The organism is Stenotrophomonas sp. YJH_SMC_25, from assembly GCF_059369595.1.
Genome location: NZ_JCAFSV010000020.1, coordinates 1 through 20,470, shown reverse-complemented (window position 1 = coordinate 20,470; position 20,470 = coordinate 1). Strand labels below are relative to the sequence as shown.

Here is a 20,470-nt window from a genome sequence, read left to right as displayed (position 1 = left end):
GGTCGCGCCCCCCCTGGGGGCTGACCTCGAGGCAGCACCGCAGAAGGGGCCGGACGGACTAGATGTATGCCCGAGCGCTCTCCCGGGCCAGGATGTGCATGACCGTTCCCATGTCCTCATCGGTCAAAAGATCGACGTTGGCCTGCGGCGCCGACCAGATGCGATCAGCCAGCGGAACCTGCTGCCGCGGGTCGTTGGAAATGACTTCGACCACGAAAGCCCAGCTCTTGCCCTGCAGCGGGAGCACGCGGAAGCCCAGAGGCTCGAACAGCCGGCGCGCAGCGTTTTCCGACCAGCAGGTGATGTGCCCGCGATGGAATGGATCCAGGTAGCCCGGATCCTCGGTTCGTACATACTCGGTCAGTCCGGTGTTGAACAGAAACAGGGCCCCCGGAGCGGCGACCTTGCGTAGGGAACTCGCCAACGAACTCGCCATCGACGGGGTCAGATGTTCAACGACTTCCACGCAGATACCGCATTCGAACGTCATCCCGATGTCGGCCAGATCGCCGCACCTGTAATTCGCGTGGCTGGAGCGGTACGCCGGCTCGGGCGGAAACTTCTCTACGCCGTAGAAGCAATGCGAACTCTTCGGCAGGTAGCGCTGCACCGCATCGAGCAGAAAACCCGGGCCCGTGCCGATATCGATGAAGCGCTGGACGGGAATGGAGCAGTAGAGCAACGCCTCCCCCAACCTTGCCAGCGACGACCCGAAAGACCGGTCACGTGCCGACTGCAGTTCGGAGCGCCAGTAGTCCTCGTCGTATTCCCGGGGAGATTCGCCAGCATCGATCGAGGCTATCAGCGCCGGGTCGGCGAATATGAAATCGCAGATGTCACATTCAAGATACTGCACGCCATCAACCACCCTGAAGGCAGTGGCCGGCTCATTGCAAAGCAGACAGTTACCCGTCGACGACACAGATCTGAAGCGCGCCACAGCCCTCTCCTGGAAGGATGGAGAGGGCATCCTAGCAGCACAGGATTGCTACCCTTGTGGAGAACCCGCTACAGCTGACGCTGCACCGCAGCGAGGTCAGGCACCATGATAGCCTGCTGCGGCGCAGCACCCTTGCCGATGTCGCCTGCGATCAGGAACAGCTTCCCAATGCCTGCGGCAGCCCCCGCCTGCATATCCGAGATCTTGTCGCCAACGAATACCGCCTGCGCCGGATCAATCGAAAACTCCTCGATCGCCTTCAGCAGCATGCCCGGTTCGGGCTTTCGGCACAGGCAGTCAATCTTGAATTCACCCTGGCCGGCCAGCGGATGATGCGGGCAGAACCACGTGCCCAGCAGCGGCGCGCCGGCCTGCATCAACTGCTCGTGCTGCCAGTGCGTGTAGTCGGTAAATTCATCGATGCTGTAGAAGCCACGTGCGATGCCGGCCTGGTTGGTCGCCACCACCACCTGGAAACCCCGGCGCGCGGCATGGGCCAGCAGCGGCTGGATACCGGCGACCCACTCGGTACGCTCCGCGGTGTGCACGTAGCCGTGGTTGACGTTGATGACCCCGTCCCGATCGAGGAACAGCACCGGCGCGCCGGGCCGCCTTGCGACTGGCCCGGCGACGAAGCCCGGCACGTTGGGCAGCAGCGCCATCAGATGGCCCCGAACAGCGTCTGCGCCCGGTGGAAATCCTCAGGCACACCAATGTCGATGAACGCAGCGGTTTCCACCAGCGCGCCGACGCGGCCAGCGGCCACCGCCGGTTCCAGCACCTGCTTCTCGAACGAGAACGTAGCTTCGCCTGGCAGGCTGGCCAGCGCCTGCGCGCTGAGAAAATAGCTGCCGGCATTGATCAGCCCAGCACCACCCGGACGCTTTTCATGGAAGCGCAGCACCCTGCCCTGCTCCACATCCACCGTGCCATAGCGTGAGACATCATCCACCCGCGCAAGCGCGATCGACATCGGCAGGTCATGCGCGGCCGCTTCCAGCGCGGCCGGCGCGTACTCGAGGTAGGTGTCGCCGTTGCAGACGTGCAGCCCCTCACCCTGCGCCAGGCGCGCCGCGGCGGCGATCGCGCCGCCGGTGCCAAGCGGGGTCTCCTCGCGAGAGTAGACCACGTCCATGCCCGCCCATCGGGCGCCGATGGTCTGCTCCACCACATCACCGAGGTAGCCGGTTGCCAGGATCGCACGACGCATGCCGGCGGCCGCATAGCGGTCCAGGAGGTAGGCCAGGAACGGGCGCCCGGCCACCGGGGCCAGTGGCTTGGGCAGGTCGGGCACTTCACTTCGCAGGCGGGTGCCGAAGCCACCGGCCAGGATCAGAATCTCGTCGGCAGCCATGTCAGCGTGGGAACATCTCGCTTTCGATCAGCGCACACAGCAGGTGGCCGATGAACTCGTGGCCTTCCTGGATGCGCGGCGTTTCATTGGAGGGCACGCGGAAACAGATGTCGCAGCGATCCTTCATGTCGCCGCCATGCTCGCCAGTGAAGCCGATCACGCGCGCGCCCTTGGCTTCGCAGGCGTCCAGCGCGCGCATGATGTTCTTCGAACGGCCCGAGGTGGAAATCGCAACGAATACATCGCCTTCCTGGCCGAGCGCTTCGATCTGGCGGGCGAAGGTGTAGTCGTAGCCGTAGTCATTGCCGATGGCGGTCAGGATCGAGGTGTCGGTGGTCAGCGCAATCGCCGGCAAGCCCGGACGGTCGTAGTAGAAACGGCTGACCAGTTCACCTGCCCAGTGCTGAGCATCGGCGGCACTGCCACCGTTACCGGCGAAGAGGATCTTGCGACCGGCCTTCAGCGCGTCCACGCACAGTGCCACTGCCTGCTCGATCTGCGACGCCAGCGCCGCATCGGCCGACATGCGCTGGAAGTTCTCGAGAGTCTTGCCGAACTCGGCCTTGATGAAGTCGTTCATCCGATTTTCCATGCCGTTGCACCTTGGTGGGTGAAGTGTGTATCAAAAACGGTGCCGCCAGCGCCCGCGAGCGCTCGCACCAGTTCGATCCGATGTGCCGGATCGCAAAGGAACATCATGAAGCCGCCACCGCCGGCGCCGGAGACCTTGGTCGCGCGCGCGCCGTGGCGCATCGCCAGCACTTCGATCTCATCGATCATCGGGTTGGAGATGCTGCTGGCACTAAGTTTCTTGGCTTCCCAACCGGACTGCATCACCTGGGCCAGCCGCTCGAAATCACCGCGCAGCAGCGCTTCCTTCATCTGGCTTGCTTCGACCTTCAGCCGGTGCATCGCATCGAGCGAACTGGCCTTGCCTTCCTTGATGTTGCGCGACTGCTCGTCGATGATCTTGGCCGATGCACGCGACACGCCGGTGAAATACAGCACCAGGCCTGCCTCGAGCTCGGACCAGATCCAGTCCTTGATGCGCAGTGGGTTCACGATCACTCGATCGGCGTCGTAGAACTCCATGAAATTGAAGCCACCGAACGCTGCCGCGTACTGGTCCTGCTTGCCACCGGACAACTGCAGGTCGACGCGCTCGATGCGGTAGGCCAGCTGAGCGATCTCGTATTCGCCCAGCGGCAGGGAGAAGTATTCGGCAAATGCCGTGACCAGTGCCACCACCATCGTCGAAGACGAGCCCAGGCCGGAGCCCGGCGGCGCATCGGAATGCGCGCGGATACGGATGGCCGGCCGCTCACCCTGCAGGAAGTCATTGCAGACGCGCAGATACACGCCCTTCATCAGCTGCAACGGGCCGGGGTCTGCAACGACGGACTCCGGATCCAGGCGCTCGCACGCGCCGGCATCCTGTGCGTGGAATTCGACCAGGCCATCGGGCGAGCCATCAAGGGTCGCGTAGGCGAACTTATCGATGGTCACGTTCATGACGTAGCCACCGAACTGGTCGCAGAACGGCGACACGTCAGTACCACCGCCGGCCAGGCCAAGACGCAGGGGGGCGCGAGAACGAACGATCATGCCTTCTTCTCCATTGCGAATGCCGATTCCAGCGCACGGCCCAATGCATCGCGCGAGAACTGGCCACGGCAGTAGCGGGCTGCCGCGCGCGAACGCTGCAGCCACAGCGCGTCATCTTCCAGCAACGACACCAGCCCGGCGGCAAGGCCTTCGTCGCCATCGGTCACCGTAGCCACAGCGTCCAGGCCCACCAGGCCTTGGGCGCCAACACCGGTGGTCACCAGCGGCAAGCCCTGCTGCATGGCCTCCACCACCTTTCCCTTGACGCCGGCACCAAACCGCAGCGGCACGACGGCCACACGCGCGGCACCGTAGCGCTCGGTCAGTTCATCGTCGCTCACGAACCCTGTCACCTCGACATGCTCGCCAGCCAGGGCACGTACGGCGTCGGTCGGGTTGGACCCAACCAGCGACAGCTTCACGCCGGGATGGCGCGCCCAAACATGCGGCATCACTGATTCGACCAGCCACTGTGCAGCGTCGACATTGGGGCCATGGGCGAAGCCGGCCACGAACAGGATGCCGGCACGTTGGGCTGGCACGGCGTCATCGTTGAAGTGGTCAAAGGCATACGGCAGGATCGCGCGCACATCGACAGAGGGCTCCAGCGCGTGCACATCCTGCGCCTCTTCGGCCGATGGGTAGAGGACACAGTCGACGGCCTTCCACATCTGCCGCTCCAGCAGTTCCATCGAACGTGCCTCGACATCGCTGCCACCGTTCCGCTTGGCTTCCATGTCCATGCGACGGAAGTGCAGGTCGTGGCCGTAGTAAACGGTGCGCACGCCTGGCTGCTTGCGCAGGGCATCGATGTAATGACCGGCGATATGCGGGCGCGACAGCATCACCATGCGCACGTGCGGGTTTTCCTGCAGATAGCGCGCAAAGCCGCCCACCCACTGGCCGCCGTACATCACTTCCACGCCACGGGCCTGCAGCGGCGGGGTATAGATCGGATCGAAGTACAGGTTGTCGGCCCAGAATTTGACCACGCAGCCACGTGCCAACAGCGCGTCGATGAACGCAATCATGGTCCGCGAGCCGGCATCCCGATCAGGCTGCGGCACGTAGTGGTCGACGATCAGCACCGTTTCCTTCTGCCAGGCACGATCGCGGGCCAGCACCACGTGCTCGCCGTTGGGCTCGTGCCATGCCAGTTCGTCCTGCCAGCGCTCGCGCAGCTTCTTCTGGTTGGCAACCTGGTAGGCCTTGATGCCGCTGCCGGTATCGGTGCCGTGTGAAATGCCTTCGTAATGCACGACCTCCGAGGTCGGGCAGTAGTAGAGCTGATAGCCTGCCTTGCGCACGCGGAACGCCAGATCCGAATCCTCGCAGTAGGCCGGCACGAATTCCGGATCGAAGCCGCCCAGTTCACGCAGCAGCGCGGTGGGAATGAGCAGGCTGGCACCGCTGCAGTAGTCCACCGGGCGCAGGTAGTTGTACTGGCTGTCGGCCGGGTTGCTCAGGCGTCCGTAGTTCCAGGCCGAGCCGTCGCGCCAGATGATGCCACCGGCTTCCTGCAGGCGCCCGTCAGGGTAGACCAGCTTGGAACCGACCATGCCGCAATCGGGCATCCGCTGGAATACATCCAGCATCTGGTCCATCCAGCCCGGACGCACTTCCGTGTCATTGTTCAGGAAGTAGGTGTAGCGACCACGTGCAAGCTCCAGCGCCTGATTGCAGGACAGCAGGAAGCCGAGATTCTTCGGGTTGTGGTGGAAGCGCAGACCCGGAACCGGGACCAGCTTTTCGATCTCCGCATCCCCAGAGGCATCTTCCAGCACCAGTACTTCATAGCTCACCGCCGGCGGATGGTCGGCAATGGAGCGCAGGCAGGCCAGGGTGTGTTGCAGGTTGCCGTAGGTGGGAATGACGATGCTGACTTCCGGCGATTCATGCACCGGGAAGGACAGGGTCTTCAGTACTTCGTCTGGATCTTCCACCACCGACTGCAACGCCAGACCCGATAGCGGTTCAACGCGGGCATTGTCATGGCGCAGGAGCCAGTTACGCACCGGGCGTGCCAGCGGCGCCAGCAATCGGTTGCGGGCCAGACCGCTGGCACGGAGCGACGCAATGATGGCCGGCACATCCCCACGCAGCAGGCGCGAAGCGAAACGCATCGGACGGGTAATGCGCCAAGACTTGGAGGCGAGCACCTTTGCGAAGGCCTCGTTCAGGCTCTCCAACTGTTCGTCGTAGTCGCGGATGACGCGCTGTACTTCCAGCTCGGAGGTGTCTTCCGGAGCGGACCGGAAGGCGAGACCAGAGCGCCGCTGCAGTTCGCGGCTGACTTCCGAACGACTGGCAACGGTCTCATGGGCCGTCTGCAGCAGTCGGCGCAGCTCGGCCGCTTCGTACTGCGATGCTTCCTGGTGACGTCGCAGTTCGGCTTCGATGTCCGCCTTCTCGCTCTGCGCCTGTTCCAGTCCGGCCTGCGCCTGTTCCAGCTGCGCCTGCGCCTGTTCCAGCTGCGCCTGCAGCGCATCGTTGCGTGCGCGCATTTCGGCAGTGACAGTGTGGTCGCCTCTGGCCTGGACGATCTGATTCAGCTCCAGCGCCCAACGCGTGCGATCATCGAACTCGCCTTCCAGGCGGTGGTAATCGGCGCGGGATTTCTCAAGCTCCGCTTCCAGCGAACGCGCCCAGCCAATGGCATTTTCACGCTCGTTGTCCAAGCCCTGTGCCCAGCGAGCAATATCATGCTGCTGTGCATACAGATCCTCACCCTCGGCGTAGAGGATCGAGGCAGATGTATCAGGCAGCAGGGACACATCGGCCGCCGCCACAATCACGAAGTAGACCGCATCCGGGACATTGGCCACACGCGCCTCGACACCGGAACCAGTGTCGGTCAGCGCCTGGTAACTCTCGGCATGCTGCACTTCCGACAGCGGAGTGATCGTCGAGCACACGGCCATGCGGTGCCCGCACAGGCGCGAGGCAGGGAAATAGCGCCCGACAAGCGCCTCGAATTCCGCCTGGTAAAGCTCCTTTACATGGAAGTCGTTGTGATACCCGGCGCGATCGGAATAGACCTCCTTGTTCGGCGAGGACATGACCACTATGCCATCGGGGCGCAGCACGCGACGGATCTCGGCCATCATCTCCTCCTGTTCCATCAGGTGCTCGATGGTTTCGAAGGAGACCACGACATCGACACTGTCGTCGGCCAGCGGAATGGCTGCTGCAGATCCCTGCACGTAGGCGAGATTGGGCAGCGCCGCGTAGCGCTCGGCCGCATGGGCCACCGCGTCATGGGAAATATCCACGCCACGTACCGAGCGTGCATTGGCAGCCAGCATGGCACTCCCGTAGCCCTCGCCACTGGCCACATCCAGCACATCCTTGCCTTTCACCAGCGGCAGGCACCAGGCATAGCGATGCAGGTGTTCCTGCCTAATCACGCCTTGTTCGGTCGGAACAAAGCGCTCACCGGTAAACTCGATCATCTCGACTCCTTGGAAACTTCGATGGCCAGCATCGGCAGACCGAGCAGCCCGAAGCGCATCGTCTCGTCCATCGCGCGGAACTCCAGCGCGTCGTGGATCCAGTGTTGCTGGGTATGATCATGCTGGTCGCCGGAGGCAACCGCTGCGTCGATCATGTAGGAGCCGGAGGGCATTACCGGCATCCGGAAAAGAAACGTACCCACCACCGTCTCGCCCGCTTCACCGGAGACCGGCTTGTCCTTGCACGCGAAGTAGCTGTTGTCGCCAAACAGACGCTGGCCAAGGCGATCCTTGACGTAGAAGCCAACGATGAGATTGTCCAGTGCCTGCTGCAGGGAAACCTGCAGCTCGAGCCGGACAAGTTCCCCGCCTTCGAACACCAGCACACGGTTGCCATCTGCATCGGTGAGGCGGACGTCGACGATCCGCGCCCCCTGCGCACCGAACTCCTGGCCCACATTGTCCGGATCGAACTCGAACAGGGTCATGCGGTTGTGCACGCCGGCCTCGCGAAGGGCGTCCTGGCGGAAATCGGCCGCATCGTCGAGCATCTTGCGTGGTTTCTTGTGCGCCACCACGATCTCTTCCGAGCCCACCTCGCGTCGCCCCACCACGTGCTGCTCGGTCATGTACGCCTCGATCACCTCCTGCGAGGTGCCGGACAGGCGCATGCGGCCGTTCTGCAACCAGACCGCGTTTTCACACAGGTTGGTGACCGCCGCCGCGTCATGACTGACGAACAGCAGCGTTCCGTGCTTCTGGAACTCACGCAGGAAGCGCATGCACTTCTGCGAGAAGAACGCATCCCCGACCGCCAACGCCTCATCAATGATGAGGATGTCCGCATCCACGTGTGCAATCACTGCAAAAGCAAGACGCACTGACATGCCGCTGGAATAGCTGCGTACCGGCTGATCAATGAACTCGCCAATATCGGCAAAGGCAAGGATCTTCTCCAGCCGCTGCTCGATCTGCGTGCGGGAAAGACCGAGGATCGCCGCGTTGAGGAATACGTTCTCGCGGCCGGTGAATTCGGGATTGAAGCCACTGCCCAGCTCCAACAACGCCGCGACGCGCCCGTTCACCGATATTGAACCCTCGGTGGGATTGAGCGTGCCTGCGATCATCTGCAGCAGCGTGGACTTGCCCGAGCCGTTTCGACCGACGATGCCGACGGTCTGCCCGCGGCGCACGCTGAAGCTGACATCACGCAGCGCCCAGAAGTCCTTGTAGTACGCCTTGCGCTTGCCGGCCAGTGCCTGCCACAGGCGGTGCGAGGGGCGCTCGTACATGTGGTAGCTCTTGCCGACCCCACGGACGTCGATCACCACTTCCGAATCGACACGATCAGAGCACATCGGCAAACCCCACTCGCAGTTTGTTGAACACGCGATGCCCGACCAATGCCACGGCGCAGGCGATCAGCGCATAGACGCCCAACCCCTCCCAATCAGGCAACCGTCCCCAGATCACCACTTCACGCACTTGGTTGATGATGAAGGTGAGCGGATTGAGTTCGAACACGATGCGGTAACTGGCAGGCACGGATTCCGGCGGGACAATGGCCGAGGAGAGGAACAGCATCGCGGTGGCGATCACACCGGCAATCTGACCGATGTCGCGCAGATAGACGCCCAACGCGGAGACGATCCAGCTCACACCCACCGTGAGGATCACCAGCGGCAACAGCACCACCGGCACCAGGAGTGCCGTCGGAGGAATGTTGCCTTTCACTGCCAGGTGCAGCAGCAGAAGGACCACGATGTTCATCAGCAGATGGAACAGCGCGGAGAAGGTCATGCTCCAACCAAGGATGTCCAGCGGAAACACCACGCGCTTCACATAGCTGGTATTGGCCACGATCAATTGAGGCGCGCGCGTGAAGCACTCCGCAAAGAATCCATGCACGGTCAGCCCGGCGAAGAGGATGAGGGCGAAGTCAGTCGTGGAACCCGTCGAACCCGGCCAACGCCCCTTCATGATGTAGCCAAACGCCATGGTGTAGACCAAGAGCATCAAGAACGGGCTTATCAGTGACCACAGCAGACCGAAGCTCGCGCCCCGGTAGCGGCCAAGCACTTCGCGCTGGGTCAGCTCGAAAGCCAGCGAGCGATGCTTGCCGAAGACCGAGAGAATTCCCATCAGACTGCCTGCGCCCCCAGCGCCCTCTCCAAATCCACCTGCAGATCACCCAGCTCTTCCACCCCCACGCTCAGCCGCACCAGCGCATCGTTGATCCCCAGCTGTTCCCGCCGCGCGACCGGAATCGAGGCATGCGTCATCACCGCCGGATGGTTCACCAGGCTCTCCACACCGCCCAGCGACTCGGCCAGGGTGAACAGCTCGGTCTTCTCGCAGAAGCGCTTGGCCGCCTCGAAACCGCCCTTCAGCACGATCGAGACGATGCCGCCGTAGCCAGCCATCTGCCTGCCCGCCAGCTCGTGCTGCGGGTGCGACGGCAGGCCCGGGTAGATCACCTTCTCCACCGCCGGGTGCTTGTCCAGCCACTGGGCCAGGGCCAGCGCGTTGGCGCAGTGCGCCTTCATGCGCAGCGGCAGGGTCTTCAGGCCGCGCAGGGCCAGGAAGCTGTCGAACGGGCCCTGCACGCCACCCACCGAGTTCTGCAGGAAAGCCATCTGCTCGGCCAGTTCGGCGTTGTCGCCCACCACCACCATGCCGCCGACCATGTCCGAGTGGCCGTTGAGGTACTTGGTGGCCGAATGCAGGACCAGGTCCGCGCCCAGTTCCAGCGGGCGCTGCAGCATCGGCGAGGCGAAGGTGTTGTCGACCACCACGATCAGGCCATGGCGCTTGGCGATGGCGGCCACCGCGGCGATGTCGACGATCTTCAGCATCGGGTTGGTCGGGGTCTCGATCCACACCATCTTCGTCTTCGGCGTGATCGAGGCTTCGAATGCCGCCAGATCGGTCAGGTCGACGAAGCTGAAATCCAGCCCGGCGGTGCGGCGACGCACGCGCTCGAACAGGCGGAAGCTGCCGCCATAGATATCGTCCATCGCCACCACGTGGCTGCCGGCGTCCAATAGTTCGATCACGGTCGAGCTGGCCGCCATGCCCGAGGCGAAGGCAAAGCCACGTGTACCGCCTTCCAGCGACGCCACGCAACGCTCATAGGCGAAGCGGGTCGGGTTGTGGGTACGCGAGTACTCGAAGCCCTGGTGCTCGCCCGGGCTGGACTGCGCATAGGTCGAGGTGGCGTAGATCGGCGGCATCACCGCGCCGGTGCTGGGGTCGGGCGATTGGCCGCCGTGGATGGCCAGCGTGGCCAGGGCCAGGGCGCGATCCTGGGAAGTAGCGTTGGACATGTTCTTTCCTGAGGGGCGCCGACACGCGGCGCCATCGAAGGTGCGGAAGTCTACCAGCGCGGCCTTAACGACCTTTGACGCGGATAAACCGGGATTCAGCAGCGAACGTCTGCGATCAACGGCTTACTGCACGCGACGGCGCAGATAGTTCAGCAGGTCGATACGGGTGATCAGGCCCAGGAAAGCGTTGCCGTCCATCACGATCGCCACCTGGCCGCGGTCGAACACCGGCAGCAGCGCCTCGATCGGCGACTTCACGTCCAGCCGGTCCAGCTTGCTGACCATCGCCGTGGCGACGGTGTCGCGGAAGCGCGCTTCGTCACCATAGACGTGCAGCAGCACGTCGCTTTCGTCGACGATGCCGACCAGCTGGTCACCGTCCATCACCGGCAGCTGCGACACGTCGTACAGCTTCATGCGCTGGTAGGCGGTGGTGAGCAGGTCGTTCGGGCCGATCACCACGGTGTCGCGCTGGCCGTACGGGCGCAGGATCAGGTCGCGCAGGTCACCGTACTGCGGGCGCTCCAGGAAGCCGTTGTCCAGCATCCAGTAGTCGTTGTACATCTTCGACAGGTACTTGTTGCCGGTATCGCAGACCAGTACCAGCACCTTCTTCGGCGTGGTCTGCTCCTTGCAGTACTTCAGCGCAGCGGCCAGCAGGGTGCCGGTGGACGAGCCACCGAGGATGCCTTCCTTGCCCAACAGCTCGCGCGCGGTGTGGAAGCTCTCGGCATCGCTGATGGCGTAAGCCTTCTTGACGCGGCTGAAGTCGGAGATCGACGGCAGGAAGTCCTCGCCGATGCCCTCCACCAGCCAGCTGCCCGACTTGTCGTTGAGCACGCCGTCATTGATGTATTCGGCCAGGATCGAGCCGACCGGATCGGCCAGCACCAGCTCGGTCTTCGGCGACAGCTTGGCGAAGGCACGCGACAGGCCGGTCATGGTGCCGGAGCTGCCGCAGCCGAACACGATGGCGTCGAGGTCGCCGCCCATCTGCTCCAGGATCTCCGGGCCGGTACCGAATTCATGCGCGGCCGGGTTGTCCGGGTTGCCGAACTGGTTGATGAAGTAGGCGCCCGGGGTCTGCTCGGCGATGGTCTTGGCCAGGTCCTGGTAGTACTCCGGATGGCCCTTGGCCACGTCCGAGCGGGTCAGGCGGACTTCGGCGCCCATCGCCTTCAGGTTGAAGATCTTCTCGCGGCTCATCTTGTCGGGAACGACCAGGATCAGCTTGTAACCCTTCTGCTGCGCGACCAAAGCCAGGCCCAGCCCGGTGTTGCCGGCGGTACCCTCGACCAGGGTCGCACCCGGCTTCAGGTCGCCGCGCTGCTCCGCCGCCTCGATCATCGACAGGCCGATGCGATCCTTGATCGATCCACCCGGGTTGGCGCTTTCGAGCTTCAGGTAGAGCTCGCAGACGCCGGTGTCCAGGCGCTGGGCCTTGACGATCGGGGTCTGGCCGATGAGTTCGAGGACGGAAGAATGAATGGGCATTCGGAGGACTTTCGGTTCGCGCCGCAGGGGGCCGGACCGATGATTATCCGTCGGATGGCGATGAATGTCAGGTCGGCGCGGAGACGGGCCGCAAGCCCGCAGAAAGAGATGCGGACGGCCCCGGATCGACGAGGAGACCGGTACCGCCCGCATCGGTGAGTTGTGCCTGCAGGCCAAGGCACCACCGCCTGTGGTGCCTTGGCGCGGCCGCCTCATCGGCGGTGCCGCGATGCCGGGGCAGGAGCGCCCGGCGGGGCCATCGATGGCCGGGTCACGCCGTTCCGGGCGTGACGGGGTGCGTCAAAGCGTGGGGGACGTCGTTGGGAGCGGTGTTTCGTACATTCGCAGAAGTCGTTGCTTGGCCAGCAGCTTCTCGCGCTTCATGCGACCCAGGGTGACATCATCGATCGGGAGTACACCCAACTCCGCGTCCATGCACTTCTTGTTCAACTTGCGGTGCTGGTCATGGAGCGCCCTGAACTCCGGATCACGCGCGCGACGTGCGTCGATCTCGCTCTGGGGCTGATCTTCAAACATGATGGACCTCCTTCGACAGATACACGAACGCCCCGGCCGCAAGGCACGGGGCGTTGTTCATGGAGGAGCGCCGGTCGATGGCCACCTGGACGCCTGCAACGACCTGCGGCACTGGCCTGCGCACGTCGATCTGCTGCGGTTCGCGCCCTGCTTGCATCGGCCCGGCCCTCCCATCGTCCGGTCCGCGGCATTGCGTCCCGGACGATTGACCCTACGCCTGCTCAAGGCGGGGTACAAGACCCCTGCGGCAAAAAGACCGAACCCCGCCGGGGCGGGGTTCAGGCTGAATGCTCATCACAACGAAAAACAAACAATATCAAGCAATTACGGGGCGATGATGACCTCGGCTGAACGTGCCTGGGTGGAGGCCGCCTTCTTGCCGGCAAGCTGGATCCGGTTGCTCGCGACACCCGCCGCAACCAGGGCATCGCGCAGGGCCTCGGCACGCTTCTGGCCTACGCCGTTGGCACTGTCGTAAGCCTCGATGCGCAGGCGGCCCTTCTTGCCGATGTTCAGGTATTCGGCCAACGCCTTGGCCTGATTGCGGGCGCCGCCGGACAGGCTGGAGGCGCCGGCGGCAAACGCATCGCCACGGAAGGTGAAGACCTCGCCGCGGCCATCGAACTTCGACCCCGGCAGCTTCTGGCCGGACACCAGCTCGGCTTCCTCGCGGGCGAGCTTGGCGGCGTTCTGCTGGGCGGCGCTGAGGCGCTGCTGCTGCTTGCCGGCGACGCTGGTCAGGGCGTTCTCGGCGTCCTGGCGGGCCAGGGTCTCGGCCTCGGCGGCCTGGCGCAGGCGTTCAGCCTCCTCGGCCTGCATCTGTGCCTGCATGCGCAGCTGTTCGGCTTCCTGGCGGGCACGCGCGGCGTCGCGGCGGCTGGCCTCGATCAGCAGGTCGCTGCGGGTCCGCTCCAGGCGGTCGACCTCGCGGGCGGCCAGCGCGGTACGCACGGCCGTCTCGGCGATCTCCACCCGGCGCTCGGCCAGGTAGGTGGCCAGCTCCTGGTCGCGGCGCTTGGCCTTGTCCAGGGTGGCGATGGCCTGCTGGGCCTGCATGCGCTCGAAGGCGCCCAGCTCAGCGGTATCCGGGTTGGCCTGGATGGCCAGCAGGCGCTGGCTCAGCTGCGCCACCATCGGGTTGTCGGCGGCCACGGCCAGGGTCGGCAGCGCCAGCAGCGCGGCCAGGGTTGCGGCAGTCATCGGCTTCACCGGCGATCCTCCCCGGTCGACAGCTGGCGTTGCAGCTGGTTGACCTCGTTGCGGCGCAGCTGCAGCTGGGCGGTCACGGTGGCTTCCTCGCTGCGCACGCGGGCCAGGTCGGCATCGGCGGCGGCACGCAGGGCCATGGCCGGGGCATTCTTGCGCTCGCGGCGGTCGCCGGCGGCGCGCTGGGCCTGCTCCAGCCCCTGCCGGGCCAGCCCGATCAGGTCCGGGGCGTACTGGTCGGCATCGGCCTGGGTGGCCTTGTCGACCGCCTGCCGGGCCTGGGCCAGTTCCATCGCGCCATCCTGCGCCCAGGCGGGGGCAGACAGTGCGAATGCAAACGCCATCACATACAGGCTGTGGCGCATTCGTGCGAAGCTAAGTCGTTTCATTGGGGAGGCCGTACCGGTTGTCGGTTCACGGCCATTGTCGTCAAGCCGACACCGTGCTGGCAACGGGCGTCGGCCGTTTCGTTGGGGAAAATTCGCAATGGATATCGGCTACTTCCTGAAGCTGATGACCGAAAAGAACGCTTCGGACATGTTTCTGACCACCGGGGCACCGGTCTACATCAAGATCGAGGGGAAGCTCTATCCGCTGGGCAACACCGGCCTGCCGCCGGGCATGGTCAAGAAGATCGCCTACTCGCTGATGGACGAAGGCCAGGTGCCGCAGTTCGAGCGCGAGCTGGAACTCAACATGGCCATCGCCCTGCCCGATGCCGGTCGCTTCCGCGTCAATGTGTTCAAGCAGCGCGGCGAAGTGGGCATGGTCATCCGTGCCATCCGCAGCCGGATTCCGAGCATCGAGGAGCTGAACCTGCCGCAGGTGCTGAAGGACGTCATCATGACCCCGCGCGGGCTGGTACTGGTGGTGGGGTCCACCGGTTCCGGCAAGTCCACCTCGCTGGCGTCGATGATCGACCACCGCAACAGCACCACCACCGGTCACATCCTCACCATCGAAGACCCGATCGAGTACCTGCACAAGCACAAGATGTCGATCGTCAACCAGCGCGAGGTCGGGCTGGATACCCATGCCTTCCACAACGCGCTGAAGAACGCGATGCGTGAAGCGCCGGACGTGATCCTGATCGGTGAAATCCTGGATGCGGAGACGATGGAGGCGGCGATCGCCTTTGCCGAAACCGGCCACCTGTGCCTGGCCACCCTGCACTCCAACAACGCCGACCAGACCATCGAGCGCATCCTCAACTTCTTCCCGGAAAGCGCGCACAAGAACGTGCTGATGAACCTGGCGCTGAACCTGCGTGCGGTGATCAGCCAGCGCCTGGTGAAGAACAAGGAAGGCCGTCGCCTGCCGGCCACCGAAGTGCTGCTCAACACGCCGATGATCCGCGACCTGCTGCGTCGCGGCCAGGTGCACGAGATCAAGGCGGCGATGGAAGCATCGCTGGAAGAGGGCATGGAGAGTTTCGACCAGTGCCTGTTCCGGCTGGCCAAGGCCGGCACCATCGAGCAGGAGGAAGCGCTGCGCGCGGCCGACTCGCGCGATGGCCTGGCGCTGAAGTTCCGCCTGTCCGAAGGCAGCAGCGGCGAGCATGACCCGTACGCGGATTTCTCGGCCGGCGCACCCAGCATCACCCACGGCTTCTGACCGCACGAAAAAGGGGACGGAGGGGATTAAGTCGTATATGCACTTACGACTTGATCCCCTCCGTCCCCTTTTCCTGAAGAATTCAGGGGCCGTCTCATCCAATGAGACCCCTCATCCGTAGGTTTCCTCAATGGAAACCATCCGCAAGCTGGCCATTCTGGCCGATGCCGCCAAATACGACGCCTCCTGCGCCTCCAGCGGCTCGGGCAAGCGCGATTCGCGCGCCAGCGGCGGTATCGGCAGCACCGAGGGCATGGGCATCTGCCACAGCTATACGCCCGATGGCCGCTGCGTATCGCTGCTGAAGATCCTGCTGACCAACTTCTGCGTCTACGACTGCGCCTATTGCGTCAATCGCGTGTCCAGCAATGTGCCACGCGCGCGCTTCAGCGTGGACGAGGTGGTCACGCTCACCCTGGACTTCTACAAGCGCAACTACATCGAGGGCCTGTTCCTCTCCAGCGGCATCATCCGCAATGCGGACTACACCATGGAGCAGATGGTGGAGGTGGCCCGGCAACTGCGCGAAGAACACCGCTACGCCGGCTACATCCACCTCAAGACCATTCCCGAGGCCTCGCCGGAACTGCTGGCCAGCGCCGGGCGTTACGCCGACCGCCTGTCGATCAACGTCGAACTGCCGACCGAAGCCGGGCTGAGCGCCTTGGCGCCGGAGAAGACGGTGCATTCGATACGCGGCGCGATGGGCGAACTGCGTTGGCGCATCGAGGAAGCCAAGGAGGCGCGCAAGGCCCCCGCAGCGGTGGCGCCGACGGCCAGCCGCAGCGCACGCCCGCGCCCTCCCCGTTTCGCCCCGGCCGGGCAGAGCACGCAGATGATCGTCGGCGCGGATGGGGCCAACGACCAGCAGATCCTGGCCAGCGCCGACAGCCTGTACGGCAGTTACCGGATGCGCCGGGTCTACTACTCCGCGTTCAGCCCGATTCCCGATGCCAGCCGGCAGCTGCCGCTGCAGCCCCCACCCCTGCAACGCGAGCACCGGCTGTACCAGGCCGACTGGCTGTTGCGCTTCTATGGCTACGGCGTGGACGAGATCACCGACACCACCCAGGGCGGAATGCTCGATCTGGATATCGACCCGAAGATGGCCTGGGCGATCCGCCATCCCGAACGCTTCCCGGTCGATCTGAACCGTGCACCGAAGGAAATGCTGCTGCGGGTGCCCGGCCTGGGCGTGCGCAATGCAGACCGGGTGCTGATGGCGCGCCGGCACGGGCGCCTGCGCGTGGCGGACATCGCCCGCCTGAAGGCGCCGATGAGCAAACTGCTACCGTTCGTGCTGTTGGCCGACCATCACCCGCGCAAGGCACTGGATGACCCGGCCGCGCTGCGAGCACAACTGGCCCCGCCGCCGCGCCAGGGATCACTGTTCGATGCACCGCCGGCAGCCTGACGCGCCGCGCTGGTCGCAGCGGGTGGATCCGCCGTGGTCGCTGCAGGCCTGGCGCGACGGCGCGCGTGATGCGCTGCTGCGGGGCGTGCGGCCCGAGCAATTGGACTGGCTCGAAGGCGGCGAGGCTTCGCTGCTGGATGCGCCGCCGGTGCAGCAGGCACCGGTGGCGGCACAGGCAAGCGTTCCCGGCGTCCCGCGCGAATTCCTGGAACTGGCCGACACCTGCCTGTGCCATGGCGAACCGCAGCGCCTGTCACTGCTGTACCGGCTGCTGTGGCGGATCACCCATGGCGAACGCGCGGTGCTGACCAATCCCGCCGATGCCGATGTGCTGCGTGCGATGACATTGGCCCAGGCCGTCCGCCGTGACACGCACAAGATGAAGGCATTCGTGCGCTTCCGCGAGGTGCCTGGCCAACCTGATGCGTTCATCGCCTGGTTCGAGCCACAGCACCACATCGTCGACCGGGTCGCGCCGTTCTTCGCACGCCGCTTCACCGGCATGCGCTGGGCGATCCTCACTCCTTCGCGCAGCGTGGCGTGGGATGGACAGGCGCTGACCTTCGGCCCCGGCGCACGGCGCGAGGACGCCCCGGCCGAAGATGCGCGCGAGGCCCTGTGGCAGACCTATTACGCCAGCATCTTCAATCCGGCCCGGCTCAACACCCGGATGATGATGCAGGAGATGCCGGCCAGATACTGGCGCCACCTGCCCGAGGCGCAGCTGCTGCCGCGCCTGGTGCGCGATGCGGGCGATCGCGTGCAGGAAATGCATGACCGGCCCGCGCAGGCACCCCAGCGCAGGATTCCCATGCGTGGGGACGCTGCGGCAGCGCGCCCAGATACCGCCAGCCTGCAGACGCTGCGACAGCAGGCCAGCGCCTGCCGCCAGTGCCCGCTGTGGGAGACCGCCACACAGACGGTGTTCGGCCAGGGGCCGGCCGATGCGCGGGTGATGGTGATCGGCGAGCAGCCTGGCGATACCGAGGATCTGCGCGGCCAGCCGTTCGCCGGCCCTGCCGGCCAGTTGCTGGACCGCGCATTGGCCGAGCTGGGAATCGATCGCGCCACGCTGTACCTGACCAACGCGGTGAAGCACTTCCACCATGAGCGGCGCGGCAAGGTAAGGCTGCACAAGCGGCCGGAAAGCCGCCACATCCAGGCCTGCCGGCCGTGGCTGATGGGCGAGATTGCGCGCGTGCGGCCGCAGCTCATCGTCTGCCTGGGCGCAACCGCGGCAGCCTCGGTATTTGGCCGTGATTTCAATCTGTCGCGCGACCGTGGACGCTGGCACACGCTGGAGGAAGGCACCCGCGGCTACGCCACCGTGCACCCGGCGTGGGTGCTGCGGCAAGGCGATGGCGCGCGCCGCGAACGGGCCTATGCACTGTTCCGCGATGATCTCGCGCAACTGCTGCAAAAAGGGGACGGAGGGGATTAAGTCGTGAATGCACTTGCGACTTGATCCCCTCCGTCCCTCTACTTTCAGGCTGCGTCGGGCTGGTTTTCCGGGCGCGCGCGGTCGAAGGCGTCCAGCGCCTGACAGGCGGCCTCGATGCGGCGAAGGGTCGGGTACGGCGCAAGGTCCAGGCCGAAACGATGGGCGTTGTACAGCTGCGGCAGCAGGCAGAGGTCGGCCAGCCCGGGGCGGTCACCGTGGCAGAAGGTGCCGGTGTCACGGCTGTTGGCCAACAGCGCTTCCATCGCCGCAAAGCCCTCGGCAATCCAGTGCAGCGTCCACTGCGTGCGTGCATCGGCCGGCAGCTGCAGACTGCGCTCCAGGTACTGCATCACCCGCAGGTTGTTGATCGGGTGGATGTCGCAGGCCACCAGCTGGGCCAGTGCCCGCACCCGCGCACGGCCGGCGGCATCGGCCGGCAGCAGCGGCACCTGCGGAAAGCGCTCGTCCAGGTATTCAAGGATCGCCAGCGACTGGGTCAGCACATGCCCCTCATGCAGCAGGGTCGGCACCTGCTGCTGCGGGTTGAGCGCGCGATAGGCGTCCAGGTGCTGCTCTCCGCCGTCGCGCACCAGATGCACCGGCCGGGCCTCCCAGGCCAGGCCCTTCAGCTCCAGGCCGATGCGCACGCGGTAGGCGGCGCTGGATCGCCAGTAGGTGTACAGCACGATGCCGTCGTCGACCGGAATCTCCATGGCCGCCTCCATGCTCAGGGCTTGGCGGCCTGTTCGATGCGCTGCTCGATCGCACCGAAGATGCTGTTACCGGCGGCATCGAGCATCTCGATGCGGACCACGTCGCCGAACGACATGAACGGCGTGCTCGGCTTGCCGTCGCGCAGGGTTTCGACCACGCGCTGCTCGGCGAAGCACGAGGCACCCTTGCTGGTGTCTTCATTGGCGATGGTGCCCGAGCCGACGATGGTGCCGGCGCCCAACGGACGGGTCTTGGCCGCATGCGCGACCAACTGGGCGAAATTGAACTGCATGTCCACGCCCGCTTCCGGTGCACCGAACCACTTGCCGTTGATGTGGGTCAGCAGCGGCAGGTGCACCTTGCTGTCCTGCCACGCAACGCCCAGTTCGTCGGGGGTGACGAACACCGGCGACAGCGCCGAGCGCGGCTTGGACTGCAGGAAGCCGAAGCCCTTGGCCAGCTCGCCCGGAATCAGGTTGCGCAGCGACACATCGTTGACCAGGCCGACCAGCTGGATGTGGCCCGCCGCCTGTTCCGGGGTGGCCGCCATCGGCACGTCGTCGGTGATCACCACGATCTCCGCTTCCAGGTCGATACCGTACTCCTCGCTGACCACCTTGACCGCATCGCGCGGGCCGTAGAAGCCGGCGCTGGTGGCCTGGTACATCAGCGGATCGGTGTAGAAGCTCTCCGGCACCTCGGCGCCACGAGCGCGGCGCACGCGCTCGACGTGCGGCAGGTAGGCACTGCCGTCGACGAATTCATAGGCGCGCGGCATCGGCGCGGCCAGGGCCTGCGGGTCGAGGTCGAACACACCGTCGGCGTCGCCGGCATTGAGCGATTCGTACAGGGCGTTCAGGCGCGGCGCGATGTGGCTCCAGTCTTCCAGAGCCTGCTGCAGGGTGGCGGCAATGCCGGTGGCGCGCACGCCGTGGCGCAGGTCACGCGAGACGACGATCAGGGTGCCGTCGCGGCCGCCTTCCTTCAAAGAACCAAGCTTCATGGGTGGGTGTCCGGAGTCGTGGGCAAACAAGTTTCAAGTGTAATCAAATCTGCGGCGGCGCCAAGCTGCAGCGCGGCATCGGCCCACCCTACCGTAGTGGGGGGTTCGGCAGGGCTTGCAGCCCTGCACCGGCTCAATGCAACAGCAACGGCAACGTCAAAAGCGGCTCTGGCTTTCTGCTGGTTGGGCGGGGCGGTGTGGGCCGGCAGGACACGCCGTAAACCCGTCCATGAAGTGACCCCCGGGAGTTGGACGTCAGATCCAACCCCGAGGGATACATGAACAGATACGACGCACGTTTCAAACTGCAGGTCGCCAAAGAGGCCTGCAAGACCTCCACATCGGTCAAAGCCATTGCCCGTCGCCACGG

General features: G+C 65.1%; 19 protein-coding genes. 4 read left to right on the top strand and 15 right to left on the bottom strand.

The features are described from left to right. Positions 1-58 precede the first annotated feature (58 nt). The 13 genes from AC5P7E_RS19525 to AC5P7E_RS19465 all read right to left on the bottom strand — a co-directional run bounded on the left by AC5P7E_RS19525 (position 59) and on the right by AC5P7E_RS19465 (position 14,279). Entirely contained in the window at positions 59-856 is a 798-nt protein-coding gene (locus AC5P7E_RS19525; RefSeq protein ID WP_111118422.1) for a methyltransferase domain-containing protein, read from the bottom strand. Between the two features lie 152 nt (positions 857-1,008). Then, positions 1,009-1,602, bottom strand: a complete 594-nt coding sequence (locus AC5P7E_RS19520; RefSeq protein ID WP_099527065.1) for a D-glycero-alpha-D-manno-heptose-1,7-bisphosphate 7-phosphatase — start codon at positions 1,600-1,602, stop codon at positions 1,009-1,011. Then, entirely contained in the window at positions 1,602-2,294 is a 693-nt protein-coding gene (locus AC5P7E_RS19515) for a sugar phosphate nucleotidyltransferase (protein ID WP_111118421.1), read from the bottom strand. The genes AC5P7E_RS19520 and AC5P7E_RS19515 overlap by 1 nt, the downstream gene beginning before the upstream one ends. A gap of 1 nt (position 2,295) precedes the next feature. After that, the gene (locus AC5P7E_RS19510; protein WP_099527063.1) at positions 2,296-2,874 is read right to left on the bottom strand and encodes a D-sedoheptulose-7-phosphate isomerase; all 579 of its coding nucleotides are present in this window, start codon (positions 2,872-2,874) and stop codon (positions 2,296-2,298) included. After that, on the bottom strand, positions 2,871-3,899 hold the full coding sequence (locus AC5P7E_RS19505; protein WP_099527062.1) for a GHMP family kinase ATP-binding protein: 1,029 nt from the start codon (positions 3,897-3,899) through the stop codon (positions 2,871-2,873). The genes AC5P7E_RS19510 and AC5P7E_RS19505 overlap by 4 nt, the downstream gene beginning before the upstream one ends. Next, positions 3,896-7,351 carry a glycosyltransferase gene (locus AC5P7E_RS19500; RefSeq protein ID WP_114619138.1) on the bottom strand — a complete coding sequence of 1,152 codons (3,456 nt, stop codon included), beginning with the start codon at positions 7,349-7,351 and terminating at the stop codon, positions 3,896-3,898. Before AC5P7E_RS19500 ends, AC5P7E_RS19505 begins: the two co-directional genes overlap by 4 nt. Further along, positions 7,348-8,709, bottom strand: a complete 1,362-nt coding sequence (locus tag AC5P7E_RS19495) for an ABC transporter ATP-binding protein (protein WP_114619137.1) — start codon at positions 8,707-8,709, stop codon at positions 7,348-7,350. Before AC5P7E_RS19495 ends, AC5P7E_RS19500 begins: the two co-directional genes overlap by 4 nt. Beyond that, entirely contained in the window at positions 8,699-9,493 is a 795-nt protein-coding gene (locus AC5P7E_RS19490; RefSeq protein ID WP_099527059.1) for an ABC transporter permease, read from the bottom strand. Before AC5P7E_RS19490 ends, AC5P7E_RS19495 begins: the two co-directional genes overlap by 11 nt. Continuing rightward, positions 9,493-10,677, bottom strand: a complete 1,185-nt coding sequence (locus tag AC5P7E_RS19485; RefSeq protein WP_114619136.1) for a cystathionine gamma-synthase — start codon at positions 10,675-10,677, stop codon at positions 9,493-9,495. Before AC5P7E_RS19485 ends, AC5P7E_RS19490 begins: the two co-directional genes overlap by 1 nt. Before the next feature lie 123 nt (positions 10,678-10,800). Beyond that, positions 10,801-12,171 carry a pyridoxal-phosphate dependent enzyme gene (locus AC5P7E_RS19480; RefSeq protein ID WP_114619135.1) on the bottom strand — a complete coding sequence of 457 codons (1,371 nt, stop codon included), beginning with the start codon at positions 12,169-12,171 and terminating at the stop codon, positions 10,801-10,803. 300 nt (positions 12,172-12,471) lie between these two features. Beyond that, positions 12,472-12,708, bottom strand: coding sequence for an HP1242/YdcH family protein (locus tag AC5P7E_RS19475; protein WP_005407964.1), 237 nt, complete (start codon positions 12,706-12,708; stop codon positions 12,472-12,474). 324 nt (positions 12,709-13,032) lie between these two features. Next, entirely contained in the window at positions 13,033-13,917 is an 885-nt protein-coding gene (locus tag AC5P7E_RS19470; protein WP_099484605.1) for an OmpA family protein, read from the bottom strand. Next, complete coding sequence (locus AC5P7E_RS19465) at positions 13,914-14,279, bottom strand: DUF4398 domain-containing protein (RefSeq protein WP_005407961.1); 366 nt, start codon at positions 14,277-14,279, stop codon at positions 13,914-13,916. Before AC5P7E_RS19465 ends, AC5P7E_RS19470 begins: the two co-directional genes overlap by 4 nt. A 121-nt stretch (positions 14,280-14,400) precedes the next feature. On the opposite strand from AC5P7E_RS19465, the gene AC5P7E_RS19460 reads away from it, so the two are divergent. The 3 genes from AC5P7E_RS19460 (at position 14,401) to AC5P7E_RS19450 (ending at position 18,383) form a co-directional block, all read left to right on the top strand. Continuing rightward, positions 14,401-15,528 carry a PilT/PilU family type 4a pilus ATPase gene (locus AC5P7E_RS19460; RefSeq protein ID WP_004141526.1) on the top strand — a complete coding sequence of 376 codons (1,128 nt, stop codon included), beginning with the start codon at positions 14,401-14,403 and terminating at the stop codon, positions 15,526-15,528. A gap of 130 nt (positions 15,529-15,658) precedes the next feature. Next, complete coding sequence (locus AC5P7E_RS19455) at positions 15,659-16,942, top strand: putative DNA modification/repair radical SAM protein (protein WP_012479051.1); 1,284 nt, start codon at positions 15,659-15,661, stop codon at positions 16,940-16,942. Next, positions 16,923-18,383: a UdgX family uracil-DNA binding protein gene (locus AC5P7E_RS19450; RefSeq protein ID WP_059036186.1), complete on the top strand. Its 1,461-nt coding sequence runs from the start codon at positions 16,923-16,925 to the stop codon at positions 18,381-18,383. The genes AC5P7E_RS19455 and AC5P7E_RS19450 overlap by 20 nt, the downstream gene beginning before the upstream one ends. Before the next feature lie 44 nt (positions 18,384-18,427). Here AC5P7E_RS19450 and maiA read toward each other — a convergent pair whose 3' ends face one another. Together maiA and AC5P7E_RS19440 are read right to left on the bottom strand one after the other, a co-directional pair. Then, the gene (maiA, locus tag AC5P7E_RS19445; protein WP_005407958.1) at positions 18,428-19,096 is read right to left on the bottom strand and encodes a maleylacetoacetate isomerase; all 669 of its coding nucleotides are present in this window, start codon (positions 19,094-19,096) and stop codon (positions 18,428-18,430) included. Between the two features lie 14 nt (positions 19,097-19,110). After that, positions 19,111-20,100 carry a fumarylacetoacetate hydrolase family protein gene (locus tag AC5P7E_RS19440; protein WP_005407957.1) on the bottom strand — a complete coding sequence of 330 codons (990 nt, stop codon included), beginning with the start codon at positions 20,098-20,100 and terminating at the stop codon, positions 19,111-19,113. Positions 20,101-20,378: 278 nt separating this feature from the next. On the opposite strand from AC5P7E_RS19440, the gene AC5P7E_RS19435 reads away from it, so the two are divergent. Beyond that, positions 20,379-20,470, top strand: a 92-nt coding sequence (locus tag AC5P7E_RS19435) for a transposase (protein ID WP_305099592.1), incomplete at its 3' end; no start/stop codon positions are given.

Coding starts and splice junctions, on each gene's coding strand:
- AC5P7E_RS19520 (WP_099527065.1), bottom strand. CDS start 1,602: ATGGCGCTGCTGCCCAACGTGCCGGGCTTCGTCGCCGGGCCAGTCGCA.
- AC5P7E_RS19500 (WP_114619138.1), bottom strand. CDS start 7,351: ATGATCGAGTTTACCGGTGAGCGCTTTGTTCCGACCGAACAAGGCGTG.
- AC5P7E_RS19480 (WP_114619135.1), bottom strand. CDS start 12,171: ATGCCCATTCATTCTTCCGTCCTCGAACTCATCGGCCAGACCCCGATC.
- AC5P7E_RS19485 (WP_114619136.1), bottom strand. CDS start 10,677: ATGTCCAACGCTACTTCCCAGGATCGCGCCCTGGCCCTGGCCACGCTG.
- AC5P7E_RS19510 (WP_099527063.1), bottom strand. CDS start 2,874: ATGAACGACTTCATCAAGGCCGAGTTCGGCAAGACTCTCGAGAACTTC.
- maiA (WP_005407958.1), bottom strand. CDS start 19,096: ATGGAGATTCCGGTCGACGACGGCATCGTGCTGTACACCTACTGGCGA.
- AC5P7E_RS19455 (WP_012479051.1), top strand. CDS start 15,659: ATGGAAACCATCCGCAAGCTGGCCATTCTGGCCGATGCCGCCAAATAC.
- AC5P7E_RS19460 (WP_004141526.1), top strand. CDS start 14,401: ATGGATATCGGCTACTTCCTGAAGCTGATGACCGAAAAGAACGCTTCG.
- AC5P7E_RS19475 (WP_005407964.1), bottom strand. CDS start 12,708: ATGTTTGAAGATCAGCCCCAGAGCGAGATCGACGCACGTCGCGCGCGT.
- AC5P7E_RS19440 (WP_005407957.1), bottom strand. CDS start 20,100: ATGAAGCTTGGTTCTTTGAAGGAAGGCGGCCGCGACGGCACCCTGATC.
- AC5P7E_RS19465 (WP_005407961.1), bottom strand. CDS start 14,279: ATGCGCCACAGCCTGTATGTGATGGCGTTTGCATTCGCACTGTCTGCC.
- AC5P7E_RS19450 (WP_059036186.1), top strand. CDS start 16,923: ATGCACCGCCGGCAGCCTGACGCGCCGCGCTGGTCGCAGCGGGTGGAT.
- AC5P7E_RS19490 (WP_099527059.1), bottom strand. CDS start 9,493: ATGGGAATTCTCTCGGTCTTCGGCAAGCATCGCTCGCTGGCTTTCGAG.
- AC5P7E_RS19515 (WP_111118421.1), bottom strand. CDS start 2,294: ATGGCTGCCGACGAGATTCTGATCCTGGCCGGTGGCTTCGGCACCCGC.
- AC5P7E_RS19505 (WP_099527062.1), bottom strand. CDS start 3,899: ATGATCGTTCGTTCTCGCGCCCCCCTGCGTCTTGGCCTGGCCGGCGGT.
- AC5P7E_RS19495 (WP_114619137.1), bottom strand. CDS start 8,709: ATGTGCTCTGATCGTGTCGATTCGGAAGTGGTGATCGACGTCCGTGGG.